The organism is Micromonospora sp. NPDC049230 (assembly GCF_040647875.1).
Lineage (GTDB): Bacteria > Actinomycetota > Actinomycetes > Mycobacteriales > Micromonosporaceae > Micromonospora.
Map to the genome: position 1 here is coordinate 33,444 of NZ_JBEZCZ010000004.1, position 21,485 is coordinate 54,928.

Here is a 21,485-nt window from a genome sequence, read left to right on the forward strand (position 1 = left end):
CCCGGTCCGTGCGCAGGTGGCGGGCCGCGCCGGCCCACGGTCAGGCGACACGTGCCTCGGCGGGTGCCCCAGCCTGCGTCGCCGGCACGTCGGCGGGCCCGGTGACGTCGATTGTGGCGAGCAGTGTGCGGTGCGACCGAAACGCGACGTTGGGTTTGTACGAGCGCCGTTGTTCGGAAGCCAGGCGTAAGCCGGGAATGGATTCGGCGAGCCTGGTGAGGGCGATCTCGGCCTCGAGCCGCGCCAGTCCCGCACCGATGCAGAAATGTGGGCCGTGGCCGAACGACAGGTGGTTTCCCACATCCGACCGGTGTGGATGAAACTTCTGCGGGTCGGCGAAGACCGCGGGGTCGTGGTTTGCCGCGCCGATCAACAGCAGGCAGCGTGCCCCCGCGGGAATCGTCACCGATCCCAGCGTGACGTCCCGGCTGGTCACCCGGAGCCAGCCGTCGATGGCGGGCGCGAACCGGAGCGTCTCGGCGACGAGCGCGGGGACGGCCCGCGGGTCCGCGGCGATCGCCGACCAGTGCCGCGGACTGGACAGGGCCTGATCGAGAGCGTGCGCGAGCAGGCCGGCGGTGGTTTCGTGGCCCGCGACCAGCAGATTGAAGGCCAGGCTCGCCACCTCGGGCACCGTCAGCACCGTGTCGTCGCCGTCGCGGTAGGCCAGGGCGCGGCCGATGAAGTCGTCGCCCCGGTGTCCACCGTCCACGCGCAGCCGGACCAACTCCTCGCAGTAGTGCCAGAAGTCCAGGAGGCCCTGCGCCAGACGCACCTGCTCGGCCTCGTCGGGTTGCCCCCAGAGCAGGGCGATCTGACCGTCCGCCCAGCTCCGGATCCGCGCGATGTCGGCGTCGGGCACCCCGAGGATGTCCAGGACCACCAGCAGGGGAAGCTCGGTGGCGAACTCCGGGACCAGGTCGATCCGGTCGCCCCGGCGGGCGGCGAGCCGGGCCACCAACTGGTCGACCCGCCGGCGGACGATCGCACCGTACTCGGCCTCGACGCGCTCGGCGGTGTTCGCGAAGGCCGCCCGCAGGGCCCGGCGGGTACGGGGGTGCGCCGGTGGGTCGGTGGCGGCCGTGGTGGGTGGCGCGTCGAGCTGCGTGAGCACGCTCATCGCCGCCGGGCACACCTCGTAGACCGGGGCGAGGGTGAGGGCGTTGGCGAACGTCGTGGCGTCGGCGAGGGCGCGGCGGACATCGGCGTGTCGGCTGATCAACCACAGGCCCAGATCCTCGGCGTAGTGCACCCCGTCGGGGTCGTCGAGAATGCGCCGCCAGATGCTTGCCGGATCGGTGAGATAGGCCCCGGTGAACGGATTCAGCCGCATGGAACGCCTCCTGGTGAACGCGGCACGGGAAACCGGCAGCGCCCCCATTCAGCGATCCACGTCAGTTGGGCCGATAATGGCGCGCATCTGCCTCAGGCTCTTTACGGTGCGCTGAGTGGCCGCGCAAGTCAATATTGGTCAACATCTATTTATTGGCGGGTATAATTGCGTGTTGCAATGGACGGGACAGAGCGGCCCGATGCAAGTTGCGGCCCGGGCCTTGCCGGCGGTCCGGCCCGGGCCGGCAGGCCCCGTCCCGATGTCGCCGACAACCGGTCCATCAGGGATGGCCGTCGCGGAGACCGGCCAGGGCCGACAGTGGAATCGACTCCCCGCGCTCCCTCCTGAGGGGAAGAACGACCTCCGGTACGGCGGGTGACGCGCCGCCCGGTGGCCGGCTCCCGCAGGTGTGGTCGAACCGACGACGGGGCCCACCCGTCGCGGGGGCCCCAACCCGGGCTGGCGCCCCCGCGACGTCCTACCGTGGCGACCCGGCCGCGTGCGGGGTCACGGCGCCCACGGGGCGGCGACGGCCCAGGTGCTGTCGGCGGTCCACGACGTCGGCGTGTTGTACGCGTCGCCGTCGGCGCCGTCGCTGAGCCAGATCTCCGAGTTGTAGTGCCGCAGGTACCTGCCCCGGAAGTTGTACGACTCCAGCGACACGCCCGTGCCGGTCAGCCCGACGCGTGCGCACCAGGTGGCGTCGGCACGCAGGAGCGCCGACCCGTCGTCCGGCGAGTTGCGGACCCGGGAGTTCTGGTGACGCAGGTACTGCCCGGGAAAGTTGACCGACTCGAACGAGTAGCAGCCGGCATCGGCCAGCCCGGTCCGGATCGTGTACGTCGCGTCGGCCTTGAGCAGGCCGGGGCTCGCGGCGTCGACCACGTCGGTCCAGGCCAGGCTGTCCCGGTGGCGCAGGTAGCGGTTGGTGTAGCCGGGCGTGGTCACCCGCAACGACCGGCGGGTGTCCACCGGCAGGGCGACCGGCGCCGAGCTGCCGACCGTCTTCGACGCGGTGATCAGGGCGGTGTTGGCGGCGCGGACCCGCGCCTGGTCCATCTTGACCACCTGCCGGTCGTAGGTGAGGAACCCGTTCAGCTCCCCCTCCAGGTCGGTGATCTCGGTGTAGATCGAGGCGCTCAACCCCTTGCCCAGCATCAGGTTCTGACTGCCCTGCACCAACCCCACGTAGCGGTCGGTGAGTGCGGCAGAGCTGGTCTGCCACTCGTAGGCGAAGAAGCCGCCGCTCGGGCTGTACTCGTGCCCCGGCGTGTGCAGACCCAGGCCGCCGAACTCGCCGAGCACGGCGATCCGGCTGCTCGACGGCACTGGCGAGTCCGGCCCGAGGTAGACGTGCCAGTCGTCGATGTCGCCGTTGCCGGGGTTGCCGAGGGACTGGCAGCAGTTGTGCCCGCTGTGCGGGTTGACCAGGCGGGTCGGGTCCTGGTTCTTGATGTTCTGCGCGACCCGTCGGGTGTCGGCGAGGGATCGTTCGCCCCACCCCTCGTTGTAGGGCGTGTACGCGATCACGGCGGGCGAGCCGCGGTGCTCGTCGACGATCTCGCGAGCCTCGTTCTCGAACTGCGCCTGCTGGGCGTCGGTGGGGTTGATGTCCTGTGCGGTCAGCGACGGGATGTCCTGCCAGACCAGCAGGCCGAGCCGGTCCGCGTGGTAGAACCAGCGCTGTGGCTCGACCTTGATGTGCTTGCGCACCATGTTGAAACCCAGATCCTTGTGCTTGCGCAGGTCGAAGGCGAGGGCGGCGTCGGTCGGCGCGGTGTAGAGCCCGTCCGGCCAGAAGCCCTGGTCGAGGGTGCCGACCTGGAACACGAACTGACCGTTGAGTTTGGGGCGCAGCACGCCGTTGACCAGACCGGTGGTGATCTCCCGCATGCCGAAGTAGTGCAGCGTCCGATCCACTGTGGCGCCACCGCTGTTGCGCAGTGTGATCCGCAGGTTGTAGAGGAACGGGTCGTCGGGCGACCAGCGGCGCGCGTTGGGCACCGGCACGCTGAAGTCGGTGAAACCGCCGGCCGCCGATCCGACGACGGTGCTGCCGTTCAGGGCCTCGGCGAGAACGCTGTGGCCGCTCACCTCGCCCCGGGTGAAGACCCGGACCCGCAGGGTGTTGGTGGCGAGGTTCGGGTAGACGTCCACGCTGCTGATGGAGGCGGCGGGCACCGGTTCCAACCACACCGTCTGCCAGATGCCCGAGCTGGGGGTGTAGAAGATCCCGCTGGGTGTCTTGGTCTGCTTGCCGATGGCGGGCAGGCTGCCGTTCTGCCGGGTGTCGGTCGGATCCCAGACCTTGACGACGATCTCGTTCACCCCGGCGGTGAGCTGGGGCGTCACGTCGAAGGTGAAGGCGTCGTAGCCGCCGGTGTGTGCGCCGACCCGGACACCGTTGACCCAGACGGTGCTCTGCCAGTCGACGGCCCCGAAGTGCAGCAGGGTCCGCCGGCCCGACCAGTTCGCCGGAATGGTGACGGTGCGCCGGTAGAACAGGTAGTTGCGGTTGTCGTTGGCGGCTCGCTGGATGCCGGAGAGGGCGCTCTCCACCGGGAAGGGCACGTTGACCCGCTCGGGCAGGTTGGTGCCGAACTGCGGCACGTCGTCGGTGGCCGACTGGCGCAGCTGCCACTCGCCGTTGAGATTGAGCCAGTCCGGTCGGGTCATCTGCGGCCGCGGATACTCCGGCAGTGGCGTGCCGGCCAGGGCCTGGCTGGTCCAGGGAGTGGTCAGTGGCGGTGTCTTGGCCGGTGCGGCGTACGCCGGCGGGGCCGGGGCGGCGAGGACGCCGGCGACCAGGGCGAGGACGAGTAGCAGTGGCAGGGCGGGGCGGATGGGGACGTGTCGTGTCATGCCGTCTCCGGGGACGAGTCGCCCCGGGCGGTGCAGCCAAGCCCGGAGCGCGTGGGCGGTGGGCATCGGGCAGCGTTGACGAGGGACGGCGTCATCGACGGATGCCGGTGGGCTGGCCACGCGCCAGGATCGGCGCGTGCATCAACATCCATCACTGCTTGTGCACCGTTATAGGGCCGTGGCGCCCCTGTCGTCAACGCTCGTGCGCCGGGCGGTCGGTGTTCCGCGAGGCGTCGCGGCGAGAACCATAGCCTCGGTGGTACGACTCAGAGAGGATGACCTTCGAATACATGTCTTTCAATATGCTGACCGCTATCTCGAATCGGGTGCGCTCACGAGGCGTGCCATCCTGATGCGGAGGAATGCATGGCTCGCTGGCGTACCCTCACCGGCCTGTTGGCCACCGCGTTGGCCGCGCTGACCGCGGCCAGTCTCACCCTCGCCGCACCGGCCGCGGCGGCGGACAACCCCATGACGCCGAACGTCGTCGGCGGCACCCGCGCCGCCCAGGGTGAGTTCCCGTTCATGGTGCGGCTCTCGATGGGTTGTGGCGGGGCGCTGTACAGCCCTCGGCTGGTGCTCACCGCAGCGCACTGCGTCGGCTCGACCGGCACCAACACCAGCATCACCGCGACGCTCGGGACTGTCGACCTCCAGTCGTCCAGCCGGATCACCGTCCGGTCCAACTACGTCTACCGGGCCCCCGGCTACAACGGCGCCGGCCGCGACTGGGCGCTGATCCGGCTGGCCACCCCGGTCACCGGGCTGAGCACGCTGCCGATCGCCACCACCACCGCGTACGACAGCGGCACCTTCACCGTCGCCGGGTGGGGCGCCGCGCGGGAGGGCGGCGGCCAGCAGCGGTACCTGCTGAAGGCAAACGTGCCGTTCGTCAGCGACTCCACCTGCAACGCCAACTACGGCGGCGACCTCATCCCCGCCCAGGAGATCTGCGCCGGGTACGCCGGCGGCGGCACGGACACCTGCCAGGGTGACTCGGGTGGCCCGATGTTCCGCCGCGACGCCGGCAACGCCTGGATCCAGGTCGGCATCGTCAGCTGGGGCAACGGCTGCGCCCGACCCAACTACCCGGGCGTCTACACCCAGGTGAGCTACTTCGCCTCGTCGATCGCCTCCGCCGCGGCGAGCCTCGGCGGCTGACCGGACGAGCGGACGGGCGGCCCGGACGACGATGTCCGGGCCGCCCGTCGTGCCGTCGGGGTGGGCGGCGAGTGGGCCACCCGACAGATTCGGCGGGCCGCGCGTGCGGCACCGACCGCAGCGCCGATGATGGGCCGGTGAAGATCCTGTCCATCCAGTCGTCGGTCGCCTACGGTCACGTCGGCAACTCGGCGGCGGCTTTTCCTCTGCAACGCCTCGGGCACGAGGTCTGGCCCGTGCTGACCGTGCACTTCTCCAACCACACCGGGTACGGCGCGTGGCGTGGGCCGACGCTGCCGGCCGCAGACGTGGCCGAGGTGATCGCGGGCATCGCGGACCGTGGGGTCCTCGGCAGCGCCGACGCGGTGCTCTCCGGCTACCAGGGCGACCCGGCCGTGGGCGCGGTGATCCTGGACGCGGTGGAGAAGGTCAAGGCCGCCAATCCGGCCGCGGTGTACTGCTGCGACCCGGTCATGGGTGACGTCGGGCGGGGGATGTTCGTCCGGCCGGGCATCCCGGAGTACCTGCGGGACACCGTCGTGCCGCGCGCGGACATCATCACCCCGAACCAGTTCGAGTTGGACTTCCTCGCCGGCCGGACGACGACCTCGCTGGCCGACGTGCTCGACGCGGTCGACGTCGTGCGCGCGACAGGGCCCCGGCACGTCCTTGTGACAAGCGTGTTGCACGGCGACCTGCCACCGGGCTCGCTGGAGGTGGTGGCCGTCTCGCACGAGGGCGCCTGGGCGGTGACCACCCCGCTGCTGCCGATCAACCCGAACGGCGGTGGCGACGTCACCGCGGCGTTGTACCTCGCACACCTGCGCACCACCGGCGCACCCGCGACCGCACTGGAACGCACCATCGGCTCCGTCTTCGCCATCCTCGAGGCGACCCTCGCGGCGGGCACCCGGGAGATCCAGCTGATCGCCGCACAGGACGTGATCGCCGACCCGCCGACCCGGTTCACCGCCCGCCGGCTGCGCTGACCCGGCGGGCCGCGCCCCGCCAGCGGCGGCGGCCAGCGGCCCGGGACCGCGCCGCGAGCGGCGGTCAGGTGCTCTCGGGCACGGCCATCTCGCCCAGGAGCGACCAGTTCTCCTGCGGCACCGTCGCGTTGACGATGCGCGGCGTCTCGGCCAGGTGCGGCGGCAGGGTCTGCTGTGCCGTGCGGAAGTGGGCGGACCGCACGTGGGCCGCGCCGGCCTGGTCGTCGCGGAACGCCTCGACAAGCACGTACTCGGTCGGATCGTCCAGGCTGCGGGACCAGTCGAACCACAGGCAGCCCGGCTCGGCCCGGGTCGCCGCGGTGAACTCGGCGGCGATCTCCGGCCACCGGTCGGCGTGCTCGGGCCGGACCCGGAACTTGGCGGTAATGAAGATCATGGCCCTCAGGCTACCCAGCCGGACGAGCGCGGGCGACGACCTCCTCGGGGGTCAACGGGGCCTTCGGGTGGTGGGTGAGGCACAACGGGGTACGGACCTTGACGAACGAGAATCCCTCGCCCGCCGCGTAGAACTCACCGCTGTTGAGCAGGCCGATGTCGGCGAGTCGCCCGCCCTTGGCCTCGGCGAGCTGCCGGGCCGCGTCGATCTGCGCGGGCGCGTTGAGCAGCCCGAAGAACTGCGTCGTCGCGTTGCCGGAGATCTGGTTGTGCAGACCCTTGGGCGCCTGGGTGGCGAAGACCAACCCGAGCCCGTACTTGCGGGCCTGCGAGGCGAGCGCGATCGAGCTGGCGGTGCACGCCGTGGTGCCGGTCGACGGCGCGAGCGTCTGCGCCTCGTCCATCACGAACAGCCCGCCCAGCGGTCGGTCACCGGCGGGGTGCCGTTTGATCCACGCGAAGAGCGCCATCTGCAACTGGTTGACGAAGCTCTGCCGCTGGTGCTCGGAGGTGAGGCCGACGAAGCTGATCACCGACACCCGGGCTCGCCGACCCGGCGAGGGCGTCAGCAGCAGCCCCGGGTCGGCCGGCGCACCGACCCCACCGAAGAGCGGGTCGGTGACCATCGCCGCCTTGAGCGCCTCCGCCAACTCCTCGGCGAGCTTGCCGGCACGGGCCAGCCGGCTGACGCCCTCGGGCAGGTCGGCGAGGAACTCCGTGAAGCCGGGCAGGCCCACCATCCCGCTTCGCGCGTACGCCTGGAGGGCCTCGGTGAGGACGGCCTTGCCCTGCTGGGCGAGCCTGCTCGACCGGTCGACGCCGGCCCGTGGCGCGAGCGCCTCCACGGCCGAGCGGACCGCCTGGTCGAACTCGTCGGGCCAGTCCCGCAGCGAGGTGAAGTCGGGCAGTGGTTGGAAGCTCAGCGGCCGGCCGGCGGTGACCCGGGGCGTCCACACCACCACCTCGGTGTGCGCGAGGTAGTCGGCGGCTCGTTCGGCGTCGCCGGGGCCCCAGCCGCTCGGCGGTGCGGGCCACGGGTCACCGAGCCGGGCGAGGTCGTTGTTGGGGTCGAGCACGATCGCGGAGACCCCCTCGCGGGCGCACTCCTCGACCAGTCGACGGATCAGCACCGTCTTGCCCGAACCGGATCCGGCGAACACAACAGTGTGCCGGCGCAACGACTCCAGGGGCACAGTGAACGGGTGGCCGCCGTCGACCGTCCGCCCCAACCCGATGGCCCGGCCGCCCGCGCCGGCCACGGAGTCGACCTCGTCAGCGGGCACGGCCACTGCGGCGTGGCCGGTCGACAGGCCACCGGCGCCGTCGGGGGCCGGCCCACCTGTCGAACCCGCCTCGGCACCACCCGCCGGAGCCTCGGCGTCGCTCGACGCTGTGCCGACCCCGTCCGACGACGTCCGGGCATCCTGCGGCGGAGTTCCGGCATTGTCCGACGTCGTCCCGGTGCCGCTGGACGCTGTGCCGACCTCGTCCGACGTCGTGCCGGCGTCGTGCGGTGGAGTGCCGGCGTCGCCCGGCGGTGGCACCCCGTCGTCGGGAGGCGCCGGCGGCCCGCCGTCGCGGGGCCGTTCCGGGCCGGGCAGGACCGCCCGGAACAGCTCGGTGCCGCTGGCCGGACGACGGGCCACCAGCCACTCCTGCAAGGCAGTGGACGGCTCGGTCGCCATCACCCGCAGCGCCGCGAAGACCCGCAGGTCCGCCTCCGGCACCGCGCGCCGAAGGCCGCCGGCCGCGTCGAAACCGGCCAACACCTCTGTGGTACGCCTCCCGGTCGGCCACGGGCCGTTGCGCAGCAGGATCAGCCGCCGTTGGGGCAGGTCCCGGTCCAGTCCGGCGAGTGTGCACGCGGCCTTGACCCGGGCGGTCACGGCTATGGCGTTGGGGTGCGCGATGGCCCGGAAGCACCAGTGCGCCTCGTTCTCGGTGGCCTCGTCGAGCACCTCGATCAGCCGCCCGTGCAGCGCGGGCTTGCGCCCCGGCGGCGGATCGTACTTGTAGGTGGCGCCGGTCGGCGCCTGCTCGGCGATCCAGGCGGCCAGGCCGGCGGCGAGCAGTGCTGGCATGTGCTCGTCCTCGCGCGCCGGGTCGACGGCGGCCGACACGTCCGCGGCCTCGACCAGCTCGGCGAACCGTGCGTCCAGCTCGCGCAGACGGCGCTCGTCCGTCGTGGGGTCGCCCGGCGCGGCGCGCACGATGGGCGTCGTCGGCGTCGAGTCGGAGCCGTCGATGAGCCTGTCGAGTTCGACCACCTCGTCGCGGTCGCGACACCAGGCGACATGGCGGTCCACCCGACGCAGCAGGGCGCGGGGCGTCAGGGTGGGCGCGTCGGCGAAGGCGGCCGGGGCGATCGGCCAGGTGGGGTGGGGTGGGACGAAACGCGGACCCGCGAACGCGGCGGCGAGGCGCTTCGCCACGATCGCCTGCCCGATCTGCGGGGTGGGGATGCGGTCCGGCAGCGTCGCCGTACGGAACCGGTCACCGACCGGGGTGGGCGCCGTACGTGTCAGCAGCACCCACGTGTCCGGCAGGCAGGAGACGACGACGAGCGTGCGGCGGGTGATGTCGCGCAGTTTGAGCAGGCCGTCGGCGATCGGGCCGAGCACCTTGGCCTGGCCGTCCTCCAGCCCCTCGTGCTGGTGCAGCATCGAGGTGCTGGTCTGGGCGAACAGCGTGTCGAGCTGGTCCACGGCGATGACAGTGGGGTCCAGGGCCAGCGCCATCAGTCGGGAGATGTCCTGCACGATCTGCTGCGGGGTGCGGGTGGCGGCGCTCAACCCCCACGCCGCCCGCGCGGCCGGGTCGCCCGGTTCGGAGATCAGGTGGGCGTACCCCACGTCCTGTGCCTCGAAGTCGACGGCACCGTGCAGGACGAGCGCCCGAGCGGTGTCCTGGGTGTCCCGCCCGACCTCCCGATGGCGTTCGCGCAGCGCCCGGACGAAGGCGTCGAGCTGCGCCCGGGTCACCGGTGTGGCGCCGGCGACGGCGTCGCGTACCTCCACCGGCAGGCCGAGCTGGGGGGTGAGGCGGCGCAGGAACGTTTTCAGCTGGGTGCCCCAGCCGACGTGGGTGCGGCCCATCCCCTCCACCAGGGCCAGGGCGACGCTCTCCCAGAACGTCTTGCCACTGACCATGTCGACGAGGAAGAAGTAGCCGCCCTCACGCTGGATCCGTTCACGGACCGCCCCGAGCAGGTGCGTCTTGCCGGCGCCCGCGCGGCCCTGCATCGCCACGCCGAGCGGCATGCTCGTGTCGTCGGTGCGGGCCCGCGCCACCCCGCGCAGGATCTCCGCGACCACCTTCTCGTGCAGCTCCGGCACGTTGTGCGGGCTGGGTCGCCAGACGTCGTCCGGGGTGACCGCCGGGTTGAGACTCACCGCCTCCAGCGCGCCCCGCTGGTCGTCGGAGATCACGCCGGGCCGATCGCCAGGGCGTGGTTGTCCTCGTTCCCGATGCGGACGGCGGCGGCGCGGTCCCGTGCGGTCAGCGACTTGGTGTTCGCCACCGGGATGATGCGGACGTCCTCCCGGCCGACCATCGTCCGCAGCACGGCGTCCAGCGACGCCCGGTCGGTGTCCGCGAGCCGGTCCCGCACGTCGGCGAGGCCGACCCACGCGCCCGGCGCGGTCGCCAGCTCCCGGTACGCCGTCCGCACCAACGCCTCCACGTCCGTCGCGGTCCTGTCCGTCGCGGTCACGGCCGCGGTGGCCGTGGCCGGTGCCTCCGGCCGAGGCCCACCGGCCGCCGGGGCGGTGGCGTCGGTCTGCTTGAAGAAGTCGCCGTGGCTGACCCGGAGCCGGTCCAGCGAACGGTGCAGGTTGGACAGCACGACGAACAGCGAACGGGTCGTGGAGCCGCCCTGCTTCGGCGGCGTGCCGAGGTGCAGGTGACGGACCACCCGCCAGCCCTCGTCGGTCAGCTCGTGGGCGAACGGGCGGGTCTTCCGATCGGTCTCGACCAGGCCCAGGTCGACGAGCTTCTTGTTGTCCTTCCCGGTAAGCGTGAAACCGGCAAGCTCGTTCAGCTCGGTGTTGGTGAGTCGGCGCGCCTCCACCATCAACACCACGAGGGCGTTGATCTGGTTCGGCGTCAGGTGCGGGACGTCCGCCGGGCTGGTCATGATCTCTCATCTCCGTGGGGGTGCGTGCCGCCCGCGCGTCGGCGGGCGAGCAGCCGACGGATCCCGTCGACCACCGCCGGCGCGTCGGTGAGCACCTGCTCGTTGGTGAAGCGGAGCACGTCCAGCCCGAGGAGTTGCAACTGCACGTCCCTCCGCCGATCGTTGGCGAAAGCGATTCGCCCACGATGCTCCGGGCCGTCCACCTCGACCGCAAGACCCTCGGCGGGCCAAAAGAGATCCAGCCGGTACGACGCACCCAGCACGTGCCACTCGTAGGTGTGGTTCCACCGCCGGCCCCGCGCCCAGTCGTGTGGCGCGAGCGCGCGTTCCAGTGCCTGCTCGGCCGCGCTGTCGCGACGCGGGATGCCAGCGATCGGCGGCCAGGCCAGCACCGTCGAGGCCTGCTCGGCGGCCGTGGCCGTGTCTGCGGCCGTGGTCGTGTCTGCGGCCGTGGTCGTGTCTGCGGCCGTGGCCGTGGTCGTGGTCGTGTCTGTGGTCGTGGTTGTGTCTGTGGTTGTGGCCGCAGGCGGGTCGCCCGTGCCGGCCAGGTCGGTGAACCGCGCCGGCACCCGCATCGGCACCGACCGCACCCGGTCGGCGTGGCGCAGGGGCCCGCCGGCCAACCACACAGTGCAGCCGCCGTGCCGCACGAGCCACTCGGCGGCGGCCACGAGCGTCCGCTCGGCGTCCTCGCCCAGGTCGGGCAGGGCGAGGACGATGACACAACCCTCCCGGCCGTACGCCTCGGCGATCACCCGGGCGAGCCCGGCGGCGCGTACCCCGGGGCGAAGCGGGACCGGCCGGCGGCCTGACGCGGACCGTGCAGCGCACGCTCGGCGAGGTCCGCGAGAAACGGACCGAAGTGCGGGGAGCGGGCGGCGGCACGGGCCGCGAGGGCGCGCACCGCCGCCGCCCCGAGGTTGCCCTCGGTCTCGAGGCGGGCCGCGTCGGGCAGCCAACCCGGGAACATCGCGCACGCCGCCGTGTCCAGCTGGTCGAGCACGTCGGCCACGAGGTCGCCCAGCGAACCCACAGCCGTGGGCCGGTAGTGCACGACCACCGGCGCCGCTGGCGGCAACGGGTCGAGTGCCACCCGCAGCACCTCCGGGTCGACGGCCGGCAGGTGACTGACCCGCCGCGTGGGCGGGGCGGCCCACCAGGCCCGGTCGGCCGCACCGTCGGCTCGGACGGGGTGGGCCATGCCGGCACCCTATGACACCGACGAGCCGACAGGCGCCCGCTGCCCACCGCCCGCCAATGCCGCCCGCCGCCCGCGGACGCGGACGTGGCGTTCGTCGGCTCAGCGCAGGCGGCGGATGTCGCCGAACGCCCGGTAGAACCCACCCCGGCTGGACTCGCGGACCTCGGTCACCAGATAGCGGGCGCCCGGCTCGCGGATCCCCTTGGGAAACTGCACGCTCCAGTCGCGGCGGTAGCCGTCGGACACCACCTGGACCCGCAGCCGCCCCCGGTCGTCGAGGCACTGCACCACCACGCCCGCACCCGAGTCGCTCGTCACCTCGACGATCGTCGGCTCGATCGGCAGCGGCGCCTGGCGGGGGGCCTTGACGTCGCGGACCTCGGGGACGTCGCCGTCCTGGGCCGCCCGGATCGCCGGCTCACTCGCGTCGATGCAGGCCAGGTGGCCGCCGGTGGTGACGACGTAGAGCCGGTCGTCGTGGTACTGCATCGAGTACGCCGAGCCGCAGCCGGTGCCGAGCTTCCACAGGCGGGTGCCCGCCGCGTCGAAGCAGTAGATCGAGGACTGGCTGTCACCGGCGAAGACGTAGCGGCCGCCCTCGGCTGTGGCGCAGGAGAACACCGGGGCATCGCACCGGTAGCTGCGTTCGAATCGACCGGCCTTGGACAACCGCACCACCTCGCGGGTGCTGGTCCCGGCGAACACGCTGCCGTGCTCCTGCCAGCCGAAGAGCACCGAGCCGGTGCTGGTGTGCCACAACTCGCGACCGGTGCGCCACTCGTAGCCGGTCACACCCTCGGAATGACCCTGGTAGACGGCGTCGTCGTCGCACCGCACCATCCAGGCCGAGCTCCCGCGCCCGGGTCGACGCCACAGGAACTCGTCCTCGTGGTCGACGGCGGTGATCCCGCCGTTGGAATCCGACACACCCAGGACGCCGTCGTGGATGTCCAGCCAGTAGATGTCAATTTCCGGGGCGATCACGTACGCCACGCGGGGCACCTTGCCGGAGAGGTCGTAGACGTTGCCGTCGTCGCAGCCCGCGTAGACCCAGGCGTCGTCGGCGACGATGCACTTCACCCCGTCCGGAAGGCGGACCTGACCGCGCACCCGGGCGTCGTGGTCGAGCGTGGTGATCACGCCGTGCTCGTTGCCGACCATGCAGTGCTGCCCGTCGACGAAGATGCCGAAGGCGGGGGCGCCGGAGTCGTAGCGCCAGAGCACCGGGGCGGTGCGGGCGGTGGAGCGGGTGCTGACAATCTGCCGCCGGGAGACGGTGCGCTTCTGGCGGACCCCCGGAACCGCCGGTGAGTAACCCTTTCGGACCTTCTCCCCGATCTTCTTCGCCGCGGCCGCGCGGGCCCGGGCGTTGTCCGGGTAGGCGCTGGCCTTGACCTGCCCCTGGTCGCCGATCCGGCCGTAGCGCACGGTCAGTGTGGCGTTGTCGACGATGACCTCGTAGAACTTGTGCGCTCCGTCCACTTCGGACAGTTCGAGGTAGGTCGTCTCCTGGGACATGGGGGCCTCCGAGGGGGTCAGCGACCGGCCTGGGCGGGCCGGCGCGGCGACAGTACCCACACGCTAACCGCCGCCACCGACACAATCGGCGGGCGCCCAAAGTACGCCGGGCACCCGCCGACACCGAACCGGCCCGGGGGCGGTCAGCCCGTGGCGCAGGAGCGGATCTGCGGACGGGCGCCGCTGTTGCCGTTGGTCATCGTGGTGAAGCCGAAGGTGTTGCCGCTGCCGTTGGACCGCACGGTCATGACGGTGCCGCTGCTGTCCCACGTGGCGGAGCCGTTCCAGACGGTGGAGACCCGCTGCGGCGCGGTGAGTGCCACGACCACTGTCCACGTGCTGGCGCCGCTCACCGTCACCGACGTGTTGTACCTGTCACCCCAGACGTTCGTGGTCGTCGCCGTCGCGGTGCAACTGCCGTTGCCCGGCGGAGGAGTTCCCGTGCCCGGCGGCGGGGTGCCCGTGCTGGGCGGCGGGGTCGTGCCGTCCGGGGCGACAGCGCGGCCGGTGGACGCCGAGATCATGCCGGGGCACAGATTACGGCTCGTGAGGTTGGCCATGATCTGGGGAATGGCGTCGCGGGTGTTCTGGATCCCGTCGTGCATGAGGATGACCTGACCGGCCTGGAGGCGACTCGCGTTGGACACGATCTGGCTGACGCTCGCGCCGTTCCAGTCCTGTGAGTCCACGTCCCAGATCACCTGGCGCAGTCCGAGCGACGACGCGACGGACTGAAGAGTGGAGTTGGTCTCCCCGTACGGGGGCCGGAACAACTGCGGTCGCACGCCGGTGGCCGACTGGATCGCCGAGTTGGTCTGGGACAGGTCGGACTGCATCTGCGACTGGTTCATGGAGGTCATGTGGGCGTGGTTCCAGCTGTGATTGGCGACCCACATGCCGGCCGACACCTGCGCCTGTGCCGCAGCCCGGTTGTTCTGGACGTTCTGCCCGACGTTGAACATCGTGGCCCGTACGCCGTTGGTGCGCAGCACGTTGAGCAGCGCGCTGGTGCTGCCGGTGGGGCCGTCGTCGAAGGTGAGGCCGACGTAGCCGTTGCAGACGGCGGCGCTCGACGGGGCCGAGCTGGCGGCGAGGACGACGCCGCACATCGCGGCGGCGGTGGTGAGGGCGGCCAGCGCCGCGCGCAACCGCCTCGATCGCAGGGCCGTGCCGGGGGAGACCTTGCTCATCTGATGCCCCTTCTCGCGGGCCGGACGGGCTCTGGAACGCGGGCAGCACGGTCCGGACAGGTGGGTGAGTGGGGAGGCCAAACCGCAGTCAATCGCATTGACCTCGATGGATCGGAGTATTGCAGCGAGATTTCCGATGCGTCAACAAGTTCCGGAAGGCCTCCGGAACACCGCAACGCGCCCGTCCAGGACTGGACCTGGTGCTCCGGGAGCCTGGACGGCCGGGCGCTGCGATGGGTCGTTCACGTCAGTCGACGCATCGACGCCTGGGCTCGATCCGGAAAACAGCCGGAATTATCGGTGCGCCCGCGCCGGGGTCCGGCGTGCCGCGATCGACTCGGTATTGCGGAAGTCGGGGCATCGAGGAGGCGGGAATGCCCCGACTTCCGCGAACGCGAGTGGATCATGCCGGGGTGTGGGCTCGTGCCGCGCCCAGTCGTAGCTGCCAGCGGGCGCCCTGGCTGGTGAGCCGGACGATGGCCAACGGCTCGACGTCCAGCTGTCGGTACGTCGCGAGCGGCAGGTCGAGGGCGTGGACGATCGCGACCCGGATCACCAGCGGGTGGGTGACCGCGATGATCCGCCCCCCACCTGTGCGCTGCCCGTCCAGCCAGCGCCCGATCCGGTCCCGCAGTGCCGCGACGGACTCACCCCCGTGGGGTGCGGCATCCGGTGTGGACAGCCACTCGTGCAGTGCCTGCGGATGGTCGTGGGCGATCTCCTCGAATGCCCGCCCGGTCCAGTCGCCGTAGTCGCAGTTTGCCAACGCCGTCTCGACGGTAGGCCGCAGGCCGAGGGCCGACGCGGTCTGTGTGGCCGCCGCCGCCGGGCTGGACAGGCACGTGTCGTCGGCGCTGGAGTGCCCGCGCCGGTCGGAGCCGGCCCGGGCGAGGGCGGCACGCAAACCGCCCTCGTCCAGGCCCTCGTCGGCCCCGCCGAAGCGGGCCCGGCGCAGGGCGGCGGTGTGACCGTGGGCGACCAGCCGGAGGCTGGTGCCGGTCACGTGCTCGGCAGTGCGGTGGCGGCCCGGCGGCGCAGGTCGTGGTGCATCAGCGCGGCGAACAGCAGGCCGATCCCGGCCCAGAGCACCACCTGGGTGCCGAGCGAGGCCAACCGGAAGTCCCACAGCAGGGTCGCCGGGAAGTCGGCCGGGACCTCCTGGAAGGAGGGCATCACCACATAGGAAACCACGCTGACCAGCAGGAACCCGGCGGCGGCCGCGGCGGCGCGCTGCCACGCGGGCGCCTGCTCGCCGACCGCCCGGTAACCGAGGGTGCCGGCCCACACGGCCACCAGGCCAAGCACCACCATCAGCAGGTAGGTGACGGTGCGCTGGTTGATGGTGGCCGGGTCGCCGACGGCCGGCGGGTTCGCCGGATACTTCACGAACGGCACGATCACCGCGCCGAGCAGCGCCGCGCCGGCCAGCAGCAGGCCCGACCGGCCGTCGTCGTAGCTGCGCCGCCGACGGGACAGCAGCACGTACGCGGTGGCCAGCAGGCCACCCATCGCGGCGCCGAACAGGCCGGTGGCCAGGAACAGGCCCCCGCGCTGGCCGGTCCGGCTGACCAGGGCGTCCTCGTGGTCGTGCCCGCCGGTCGCGGGCTCGGCGTGCGTCGCCGCCTCCTCGATGGCGATGGCCGCCTCGACGCGCGGTTCGCCGGCGACGTAGGCGAATGCCCCGGCGAGCAGGCCGGCGATCAGGCCGGCGAGCAGCCCGCGGACGAGAACGGTGCGGAACGGGGGAGCGCTGGCGGACTTCAGTGGCACGGGACACCCAGCAGGTGCCGGCCGTCGTGCATCAGCTCGTGCAGGTACATCCCGCTGCGCGAGACGGCTCCCTGATCGAACGCGACGAGGTAGGCCAGCAGGCTGAGCGCCACGACGGTCGCCAGGACCGTCCACAGCAGACGAGTGTTGCCAGCGGGATGCACCAACGGCTGGCTTGACGTGGAAGTAGACATATGACACGAACCTCCCCGGGGATGACGCGTCCCCATCGCAAGGCTGCGGACGACCGAGCGTCCTGGCTCGCGGCCCCGATGACGTCGGGACCGCTCACAGTGGCGCGACCGCGCCGGATTCACACCGGCTTCCCTCGCGTCGCCGCAGATAGTGGGTCGACGGTATCGGTGCCGCCGCAGGCGGTCAACCCGGCCACGGGCCCGCAGGCGTCAGCTCCCACGGCGCGGGGTATCGACAAGCCTGGATGCTAAAGATATGATGGTTGGTTGCGTCAAGACACGCACTCCGCAGCCCCGCGAGCGGCCTGTTGCGGCTAACATGGTCAAACTCCGAATCGGTTCCGTAACACCGAGCCGACTCGGACATCTGACCAATGACTGGGCGGGGTGTGGAGTGTACGCGAGCATGTCAGGACATGTCCGATGACGACCAACGAGGCCGGGCCAGGACAGGGCATCGTCGACGCGCACCATCATCTCTGGGTCCGGGCCCGGCACCCGCAGCCGTGGATCGATCCGCACACCATGGCCGCGATCGACAACGACTTCACGCCACTCGATCTCGCCCCGGTGGCCCGAGCCGCCGGAGTCACCCAGACCGTCGTGGTGCAGTCCGTCCCCGTCCGGACGGAGACGCCCGAGCTGCTGGGCATAGCGGCCGACGACCCCCTCATCGCCGGGGTCGTCGGCTGGGTCGACCTGACCGCCGACAACGTGGGCGACCGTCTCGCCCGGCTCCGGGCGGCGCGCGGCGGAGAGCGCCTGGTGGGCATTCGTGACCTCGTCCAGTCCGAGCCCGACCCGGCGTACCTCGACCGCCCGGACATCCGGCGCGGCATCGCCGCGGTGGGCGCCGCCGGCCTGGCGTTCGACCTGCTGGTGCGCGACCACCAACTGCCCGCGGCCACCCGGCTCGTGCGTGACCTGCCCCAGATGCGGTTCGTCCTGGACCACCTCGGCAAGCCCTCGCTCGGGCGAGCCGGCCTCGGCGACTGGCCCCGCGACCTGCGGGCGCTCGCCGCCGAGCCCAACACGACGGCGAAGCTCTCCGGTCTGGTGACCGAGGTGGACGGCCCCTCCTGGACGACGGCGGACCTTCGGCCCGCCGTCGAGCACGCGCTCGACGCGTTCGGCCCGGACCGGCTGATGTTCGGCTCGGACTGGCCAGTGAGTCTGCTCGCCTCCTCGTACGCCCGCTGGGTCGAGGCACTCACCGTGCTGCTCGACCCGCTGGGCGACGACGAACGGGCGGCGATCTGGCGACGGACCGCCCGCCGGGCGTACCGGCTGGAGACGCCCTGACGCCTCGCGGCCGGACGGGTCCCGACTCGGCCCCTGTCGATGGGCTGCGGGAGTGCGAGTTTGGTCAGACCTATGCCTTCACCGGATCAGCTAACGGCGACAACATGCCCGTAAGACCTTGGCAACATGCGTCAATGCTGGCAAGGTAACGGCTGATCGAGGGAAACATCTGACCTATCCCGACGGGTGGCGCGGGCGAGCGGCCGCGCTCCCCGCCGGGCAGGCTGGGTGGCGGAGAGGTTCCTGTCGCGCTGGGGGTTCCCCCGTCGCCGCGCCGGGGCCACGCTTGGGAGGTCAGATCCGACGATGAGCACCGTCGAGGCAACCGCCGGCACGCAGCGCGGCGAACTCAGCGACTGGTTCCGCGAACGGATCTCCCACGCCGTTTCCGAGTTGACCGCGGCGACGGCGCTCGTCGTCCTGTTCGTCGCGTTGAGCTTCGCCAGTCCCTACTTTTTGACGGCTGACAACCTCTTCAACATCGGGGCGCAGACCGCGGTGATCGCCATCATCGCCACGGCGCAGACGATGGTCATCATCACGAAGGGCATCGACCTGTCCGTGGGATCGGTCGCCGCGCTCGCCGGCGTCGTGGGAGCGATGGTCGTCCGCGACCTCGGCTTCTCGGTGTGGGCGGCGACGGCTGTCGCGATCGGCGTCGGCGCGTTGGCCGGTCTGCTGAACGGGCTGCTGGTCACCGTGGCCCGGATCCCGCCGTTCATCGCGACGCTGGGCACGATGTCGGTGGGTCGGGGCCTGGTCTTCATCATCACCGGCGCGGTCGGCGTCTACGGCCTGCCCCGCTCCTTCCAGCTGCTCGGCAACGGGGAGATCCTCGGCATCCCGTTCGCCGTGTTGATCACCGTCCTCGTCGCGGTCGGGGTCGCCTTCCTGCTCTCCCAGACCCGATTCGGTCAGTACACCTACGCGATGGGCTCCAACCTGGAGGCGGCCCGCCGCTCCGGCATCCGGGTGGGGCGTCACCTGACCGGGGTGTACGTGCTGGCCGGTGTGCTGGTCGGGTTGGGCGGCATGATCGCCGCGTCCCGGGTCAACTCCGGCCAGCCGAACTACGGGATCTCGTTGGAGCTCGATGTCATCGCCGCCGCGGTCATCGGCGGCGCCAGCCTGTTCGGTGGTCAGGGCCGGATCGTCGGGACCATCATCGGCGCGTTCCTCATCGCCCTGGTGCGTAACGGTGCTGTCCTGCTCGACATCAGCATCCACTACCAGCAGGTGATCGTCGGCCTGATCATCTGGGCCGCCGTCTACTTCGACCAGTACCGCCGCCGGCGGCTGGAATCACGGGGTTGACATGCCGTTCCGAGAGTCCGAACGAGGAAGGACACACATCATGGCGCACACCACCACCAGCCGGCGGGCGCGACGGCCCGTTCTACGCGTACAGGCCGTTCTGGCCGCGGCCGCGGCGACCGCTCTGCTCAGTGCCTGCGGCGGGGTCGAGGTCCGCGACGGCGGCGACGACGCGACGAAGGCGGCGAGCGGTCCGTTGAAGCTCGCCGTCGTGCCGAAGGCCGTCGGTGCCGACTACTGGAACACGGTGAAGGCGGGCGCGGAGTGCGCCGCGCAGCGCGCGGGAGACGTCACCGTCCAGTGGGACGGGGTGACCGCCGAGACCGATGTCGAGGGCCAGGTCAACCTGATCCAGAACTTCGTCACCAAGAAGGTCGACGGCATCGTCTACGCGGCCACCGACTCCAGTGCGCTGGCGCCCGCCACCGACAAGGCGCTCGCCGCGAACATCCCGGTCGCGATGATCGACTCTGGCACCAGCCCGCAGCCGTCGAACGTGCCGCTGTTCGCCACCGACAACCGCGCGTCGGCCACCGAGGCGGCGAAGTTGCTCGCCACCGAACTCGGCCCCGGCAACCACCAGGTGGCGCTCGTCGAGTTCCAGCCCGGCTCGCAGACCAACACCGAGCGGGTGGACGGCTTCAAGGCCGGCCTCGCCCAGTATCCGAACCTGAAGCTGGTCGGCCAGCAGCCCAGCCGCAGTGACGTCAACGAGGCACGACGCGTCACCGAGAACATCCTCACGGCCAACCCCAACCTGGCCGGCGTCTTCGCCGCCAACGAGCCGAGCGTGCTCGGCGCCGCGCAGGCCATCCAGGCGGCCGGCAAGTCCGGCAAGGTGGTCATCATCGGCTGGGACGCCGCCCCGGACGAGATCGCCGGGGTACGCAGCGGCCAGATCTCCGCGCTGGTCGTGCAGAACCCGTTCAAGATGGGCTACTTCGGCGTCGACAAGATGGTCAAGCACCTGCGGGACAAGGCGCCCCTGGCCTCGGCGGACACCGGCGTCACGTTCGTCACGAAGGAGAACATCGACTCCGCGGAGATCAAGGCGGTGCTCGAGCCGAGTTGCGCCAACCCTCCGGTGCAGTGATGGGCGCGACCCCGACGGCCACCGCCGACAGCGACAAGCAGCCGACCGCCGACGAAGCACCGGTCCTCGAAGCCCGGGGCATCGTCAAGCGGTTCGGGCACGTCGAGGCGTTGCGCGGTGCCGACTTCACTGTCCATCGGGGTGAGGTCGTGGCGCTGATCGGCGACAACGGCGCCGGCAAGAGCACCCTGATCAAGACGCTGTCCGGTGTCCACCCGCCCGACGAGGGCGAGATCCGGGTGGGTGGTCGGACGGTCCAGTTCTCCACGCCTGTCGACGCCCGGCGCGCGGGCGTGGAGACCGTCTACCAGGATCTCGCCGTCGCCGACGACCTCAGCGTGGCCGCCAACCTCTACCTCGGTCGGGAGATCCTGCGCTCCGGGCCACTCGGCCGGCTGGGGTTGCTCGACAAGCGCGCCATGCGGCAGGGCGCCGCCGCGGCCCTCGACCAGTTGGGGGTGCGGATCCCCCGGGTCACCACCCCGATCGCGATGCTGTCCGGTGGGCAGCGCCAGTGCGTCGCGGTGGCCCGCGCCATCATCTGGGCGACGAACGTGGTCATCCTCGACGAGCCCACCGCGGCGCTCGGCGTCGTGCAGACCGGGCGGGTGCTCGACGTCGTCCGGCGCGCCCGCGACGCCGGCATGTCGGTGGTGCTGGTGAGTCACAACATGCCGCAGGTGCTGGAGATCGCCGACCGGGTCGAGGTGCTGCGGCTCGGCCGTCGGGCGGCCCGGCTTCGTGCGGACGAGGTCACCACCGACGACCTGGTCGCGGCGATGACCGGCAGCACCGGCGGGGACCGGGACTAAGGCCTGTTTCGTAAGAACTGGCCGGCCTGGGGCGGGCCCGGACGACGCCCGGCGGCGTTGCGGTTTCGTCCGGATACGACACGGTATCCGGACGAAACCGCTCCTTGCCGGCTCGCCTCCCGGACTCTGCCTCGGCTCGACCGCCGCTACGAAACGTGGACACTGGCCGTTACGGCAGGAACTCCCGGCGGCGGTGGCGCTTCGTCGTCACCGCC

At 71.6% G+C, this 21,485-nt stretch carries 18 protein-coding genes and 1 riboswitch; of the genes, 6 read left to right on the forward strand and 12 right to left on the reverse strand.

Annotated features, from left to right (window positions below; all coding sequences use genetic code 11):
• Window positions 1-40: 40 nt before the first annotated feature.
• Both AB0A95_RS04660 and AB0A95_RS04665 read right to left on the reverse strand, forming a co-directional pair.
• On the reverse strand, window positions 41-1,333 hold the full coding sequence (locus AB0A95_RS04660) for a cytochrome P450 (RefSeq protein WP_357554221.1): 1,293 nt from the start codon (window positions 1,331-1,333) through the stop codon (window positions 41-43).
• A 507-nt stretch (window positions 1,334-1,840) separates the two neighbouring features.
• A complete protein-coding gene (locus AB0A95_RS04665) occupies window positions 1,841-4,195 on the reverse strand; it encodes an AbfB domain-containing protein (RefSeq protein WP_357554223.1) in 2,355 nt (784 codons plus the stop codon).
• A 366-nt stretch (window positions 4,196-4,561) separates the two neighbouring features.
• Between AB0A95_RS04665 and AB0A95_RS04670 the strand changes: the two genes are divergently transcribed.
• Both AB0A95_RS04670 and pdxY read left to right on the forward strand, forming a co-directional pair.
• Window positions 4,562-5,356 (forward strand): serine protease, encoded by a 795-nt coding sequence (locus AB0A95_RS04670; RefSeq protein WP_357554224.1) that lies wholly within the window; start codon window positions 4,562-4,564, stop codon window positions 5,354-5,356.
• Between the two features lie 137 nt (window positions 5,357-5,493).
• The gene (pdxY, locus tag AB0A95_RS04675; protein ID WP_357554225.1) at window positions 5,494-6,345 is read left to right on the forward strand and encodes a pyridoxal kinase PdxY; all 852 of its coding nucleotides are present in this window, start codon (window positions 5,494-5,496) and stop codon (window positions 6,343-6,345) included.
• A 64-nt stretch (window positions 6,346-6,409) separates the two neighbouring features.
• Here pdxY and AB0A95_RS04680 read toward each other — a convergent pair whose 3' ends face one another.
• The 10 genes from AB0A95_RS04680 to AB0A95_RS04725 all read right to left on the reverse strand — a co-directional run bounded on the left by AB0A95_RS04680 (window position 6,410) and on the right by AB0A95_RS04725 (window position 16,749).
• Window positions 6,410-6,742, reverse strand: coding sequence for a putative quinol monooxygenase (locus AB0A95_RS04680; RefSeq protein WP_357554227.1), 333 nt, complete (start codon window positions 6,740-6,742; stop codon window positions 6,410-6,412).
• Window positions 6,743-6,752: 10 nt separating this feature from the next.
• Window positions 6,753-10,169, reverse strand: coding sequence for a DUF87 domain-containing protein (locus AB0A95_RS04685; protein WP_357554228.1), 3,417 nt, complete (start codon window positions 10,167-10,169; stop codon window positions 6,753-6,755).
• Window positions 10,166-10,876 carry a hypothetical protein gene (locus AB0A95_RS04690; protein ID WP_357554229.1) on the reverse strand — a complete coding sequence of 237 codons (711 nt, stop codon included), beginning with the start codon at window positions 10,874-10,876 and terminating at the stop codon, window positions 10,166-10,168. Before AB0A95_RS04690 ends, AB0A95_RS04685 begins: the two co-directional genes overlap by 4 nt.
• Window positions 10,873-11,631: a DUF559 domain-containing protein gene (locus AB0A95_RS04695; RefSeq protein WP_357554230.1), complete on the reverse strand. Its 759-nt coding sequence runs from the start codon at window positions 11,629-11,631 to the stop codon at window positions 10,873-10,875. The genes AB0A95_RS04690 and AB0A95_RS04695 overlap by 4 nt, the downstream gene beginning before the upstream one ends.
• Window positions 11,628-12,077, reverse strand: a complete 450-nt coding sequence (locus AB0A95_RS04700) for a hypothetical protein (protein WP_357554231.1) — start codon at window positions 12,075-12,077, stop codon at window positions 11,628-11,630. The genes AB0A95_RS04695 and AB0A95_RS04700 overlap by 4 nt, the downstream gene beginning before the upstream one ends.
• 99 nt (window positions 12,078-12,176) lie before the next feature.
• A complete protein-coding gene (locus AB0A95_RS04705) occupies window positions 12,177-13,595 on the reverse strand; it encodes a PQQ-binding-like beta-propeller repeat protein (RefSeq protein WP_357554232.1) in 1,419 nt (472 codons plus the stop codon).
• 143 nt (window positions 13,596-13,738) lie between these two features.
• A complete protein-coding gene (locus AB0A95_RS04710; RefSeq protein ID WP_357554233.1) occupies window positions 13,739-14,785 on the reverse strand; it encodes a polysaccharide deacetylase family protein in 1,047 nt (348 codons plus the stop codon).
• Window positions 14,786-15,188: 403 nt separating this feature from the next.
• Window positions 15,189-15,788 carry a histidine phosphatase family protein gene (locus tag AB0A95_RS04715; protein WP_357554235.1) on the reverse strand — a complete coding sequence of 200 codons (600 nt, stop codon included), beginning with the start codon at window positions 15,786-15,788 and terminating at the stop codon, window positions 15,189-15,191.
• A complete protein-coding gene (locus AB0A95_RS04720; protein ID WP_357554236.1) occupies window positions 15,785-16,555 on the reverse strand; it encodes a CbtA family protein in 771 nt (256 codons plus the stop codon). Before AB0A95_RS04720 ends, AB0A95_RS04715 begins: the two co-directional genes overlap by 4 nt.
• A complete protein-coding gene (locus AB0A95_RS04725; protein ID WP_357076097.1) occupies window positions 16,546-16,749 on the reverse strand; it encodes a CbtB domain-containing protein in 204 nt (67 codons plus the stop codon). The genes AB0A95_RS04720 and AB0A95_RS04725 overlap by 10 nt, the downstream gene beginning before the upstream one ends.
• 57 nt (window positions 16,750-16,806) lie before the next feature.
• Window positions 16,807-16,882: riboswitch (cobalamin riboswitch) on the reverse strand.
• A 290-nt stretch (window positions 16,883-17,172) separates the two neighbouring features.
• On the opposite strand from AB0A95_RS04725, the gene AB0A95_RS04730 reads away from it, so the two are divergent.
• The 4 genes from AB0A95_RS04730 to AB0A95_RS04745 all read left to right on the forward strand — a co-directional run bounded on the left by AB0A95_RS04730 (window position 17,173) and on the right by AB0A95_RS04745 (window position 21,270).
• Window positions 17,173-18,051 carry an amidohydrolase family protein gene (locus tag AB0A95_RS04730; RefSeq protein ID WP_357554238.1) on the forward strand — a complete coding sequence of 293 codons (879 nt, stop codon included), beginning with the start codon at window positions 17,173-17,175 and terminating at the stop codon, window positions 18,049-18,051.
• A 306-nt stretch (window positions 18,052-18,357) separates the two neighbouring features.
• Window positions 18,358-19,365, forward strand: a complete 1,008-nt coding sequence (locus AB0A95_RS04735; RefSeq protein ID WP_357554239.1) for an ABC transporter permease — start codon at window positions 18,358-18,360, stop codon at window positions 19,363-19,365.
• Window positions 19,366-19,405: 40 nt separating this feature from the next.
• On the forward strand, window positions 19,406-20,458 hold the full coding sequence (locus tag AB0A95_RS04740) for an ABC transporter substrate-binding protein (protein ID WP_357554241.1): 1,053 nt from the start codon (window positions 19,406-19,408) through the stop codon (window positions 20,456-20,458).
• A complete protein-coding gene (locus tag AB0A95_RS04745; RefSeq protein WP_357554242.1) occupies window positions 20,458-21,270 on the forward strand; it encodes an ATP-binding cassette domain-containing protein in 813 nt (270 codons plus the stop codon). The genes AB0A95_RS04740 and AB0A95_RS04745 overlap by 1 nt, the downstream gene beginning before the upstream one ends.
• Window positions 21,271-21,485: the final 215 nt, after the last annotated feature.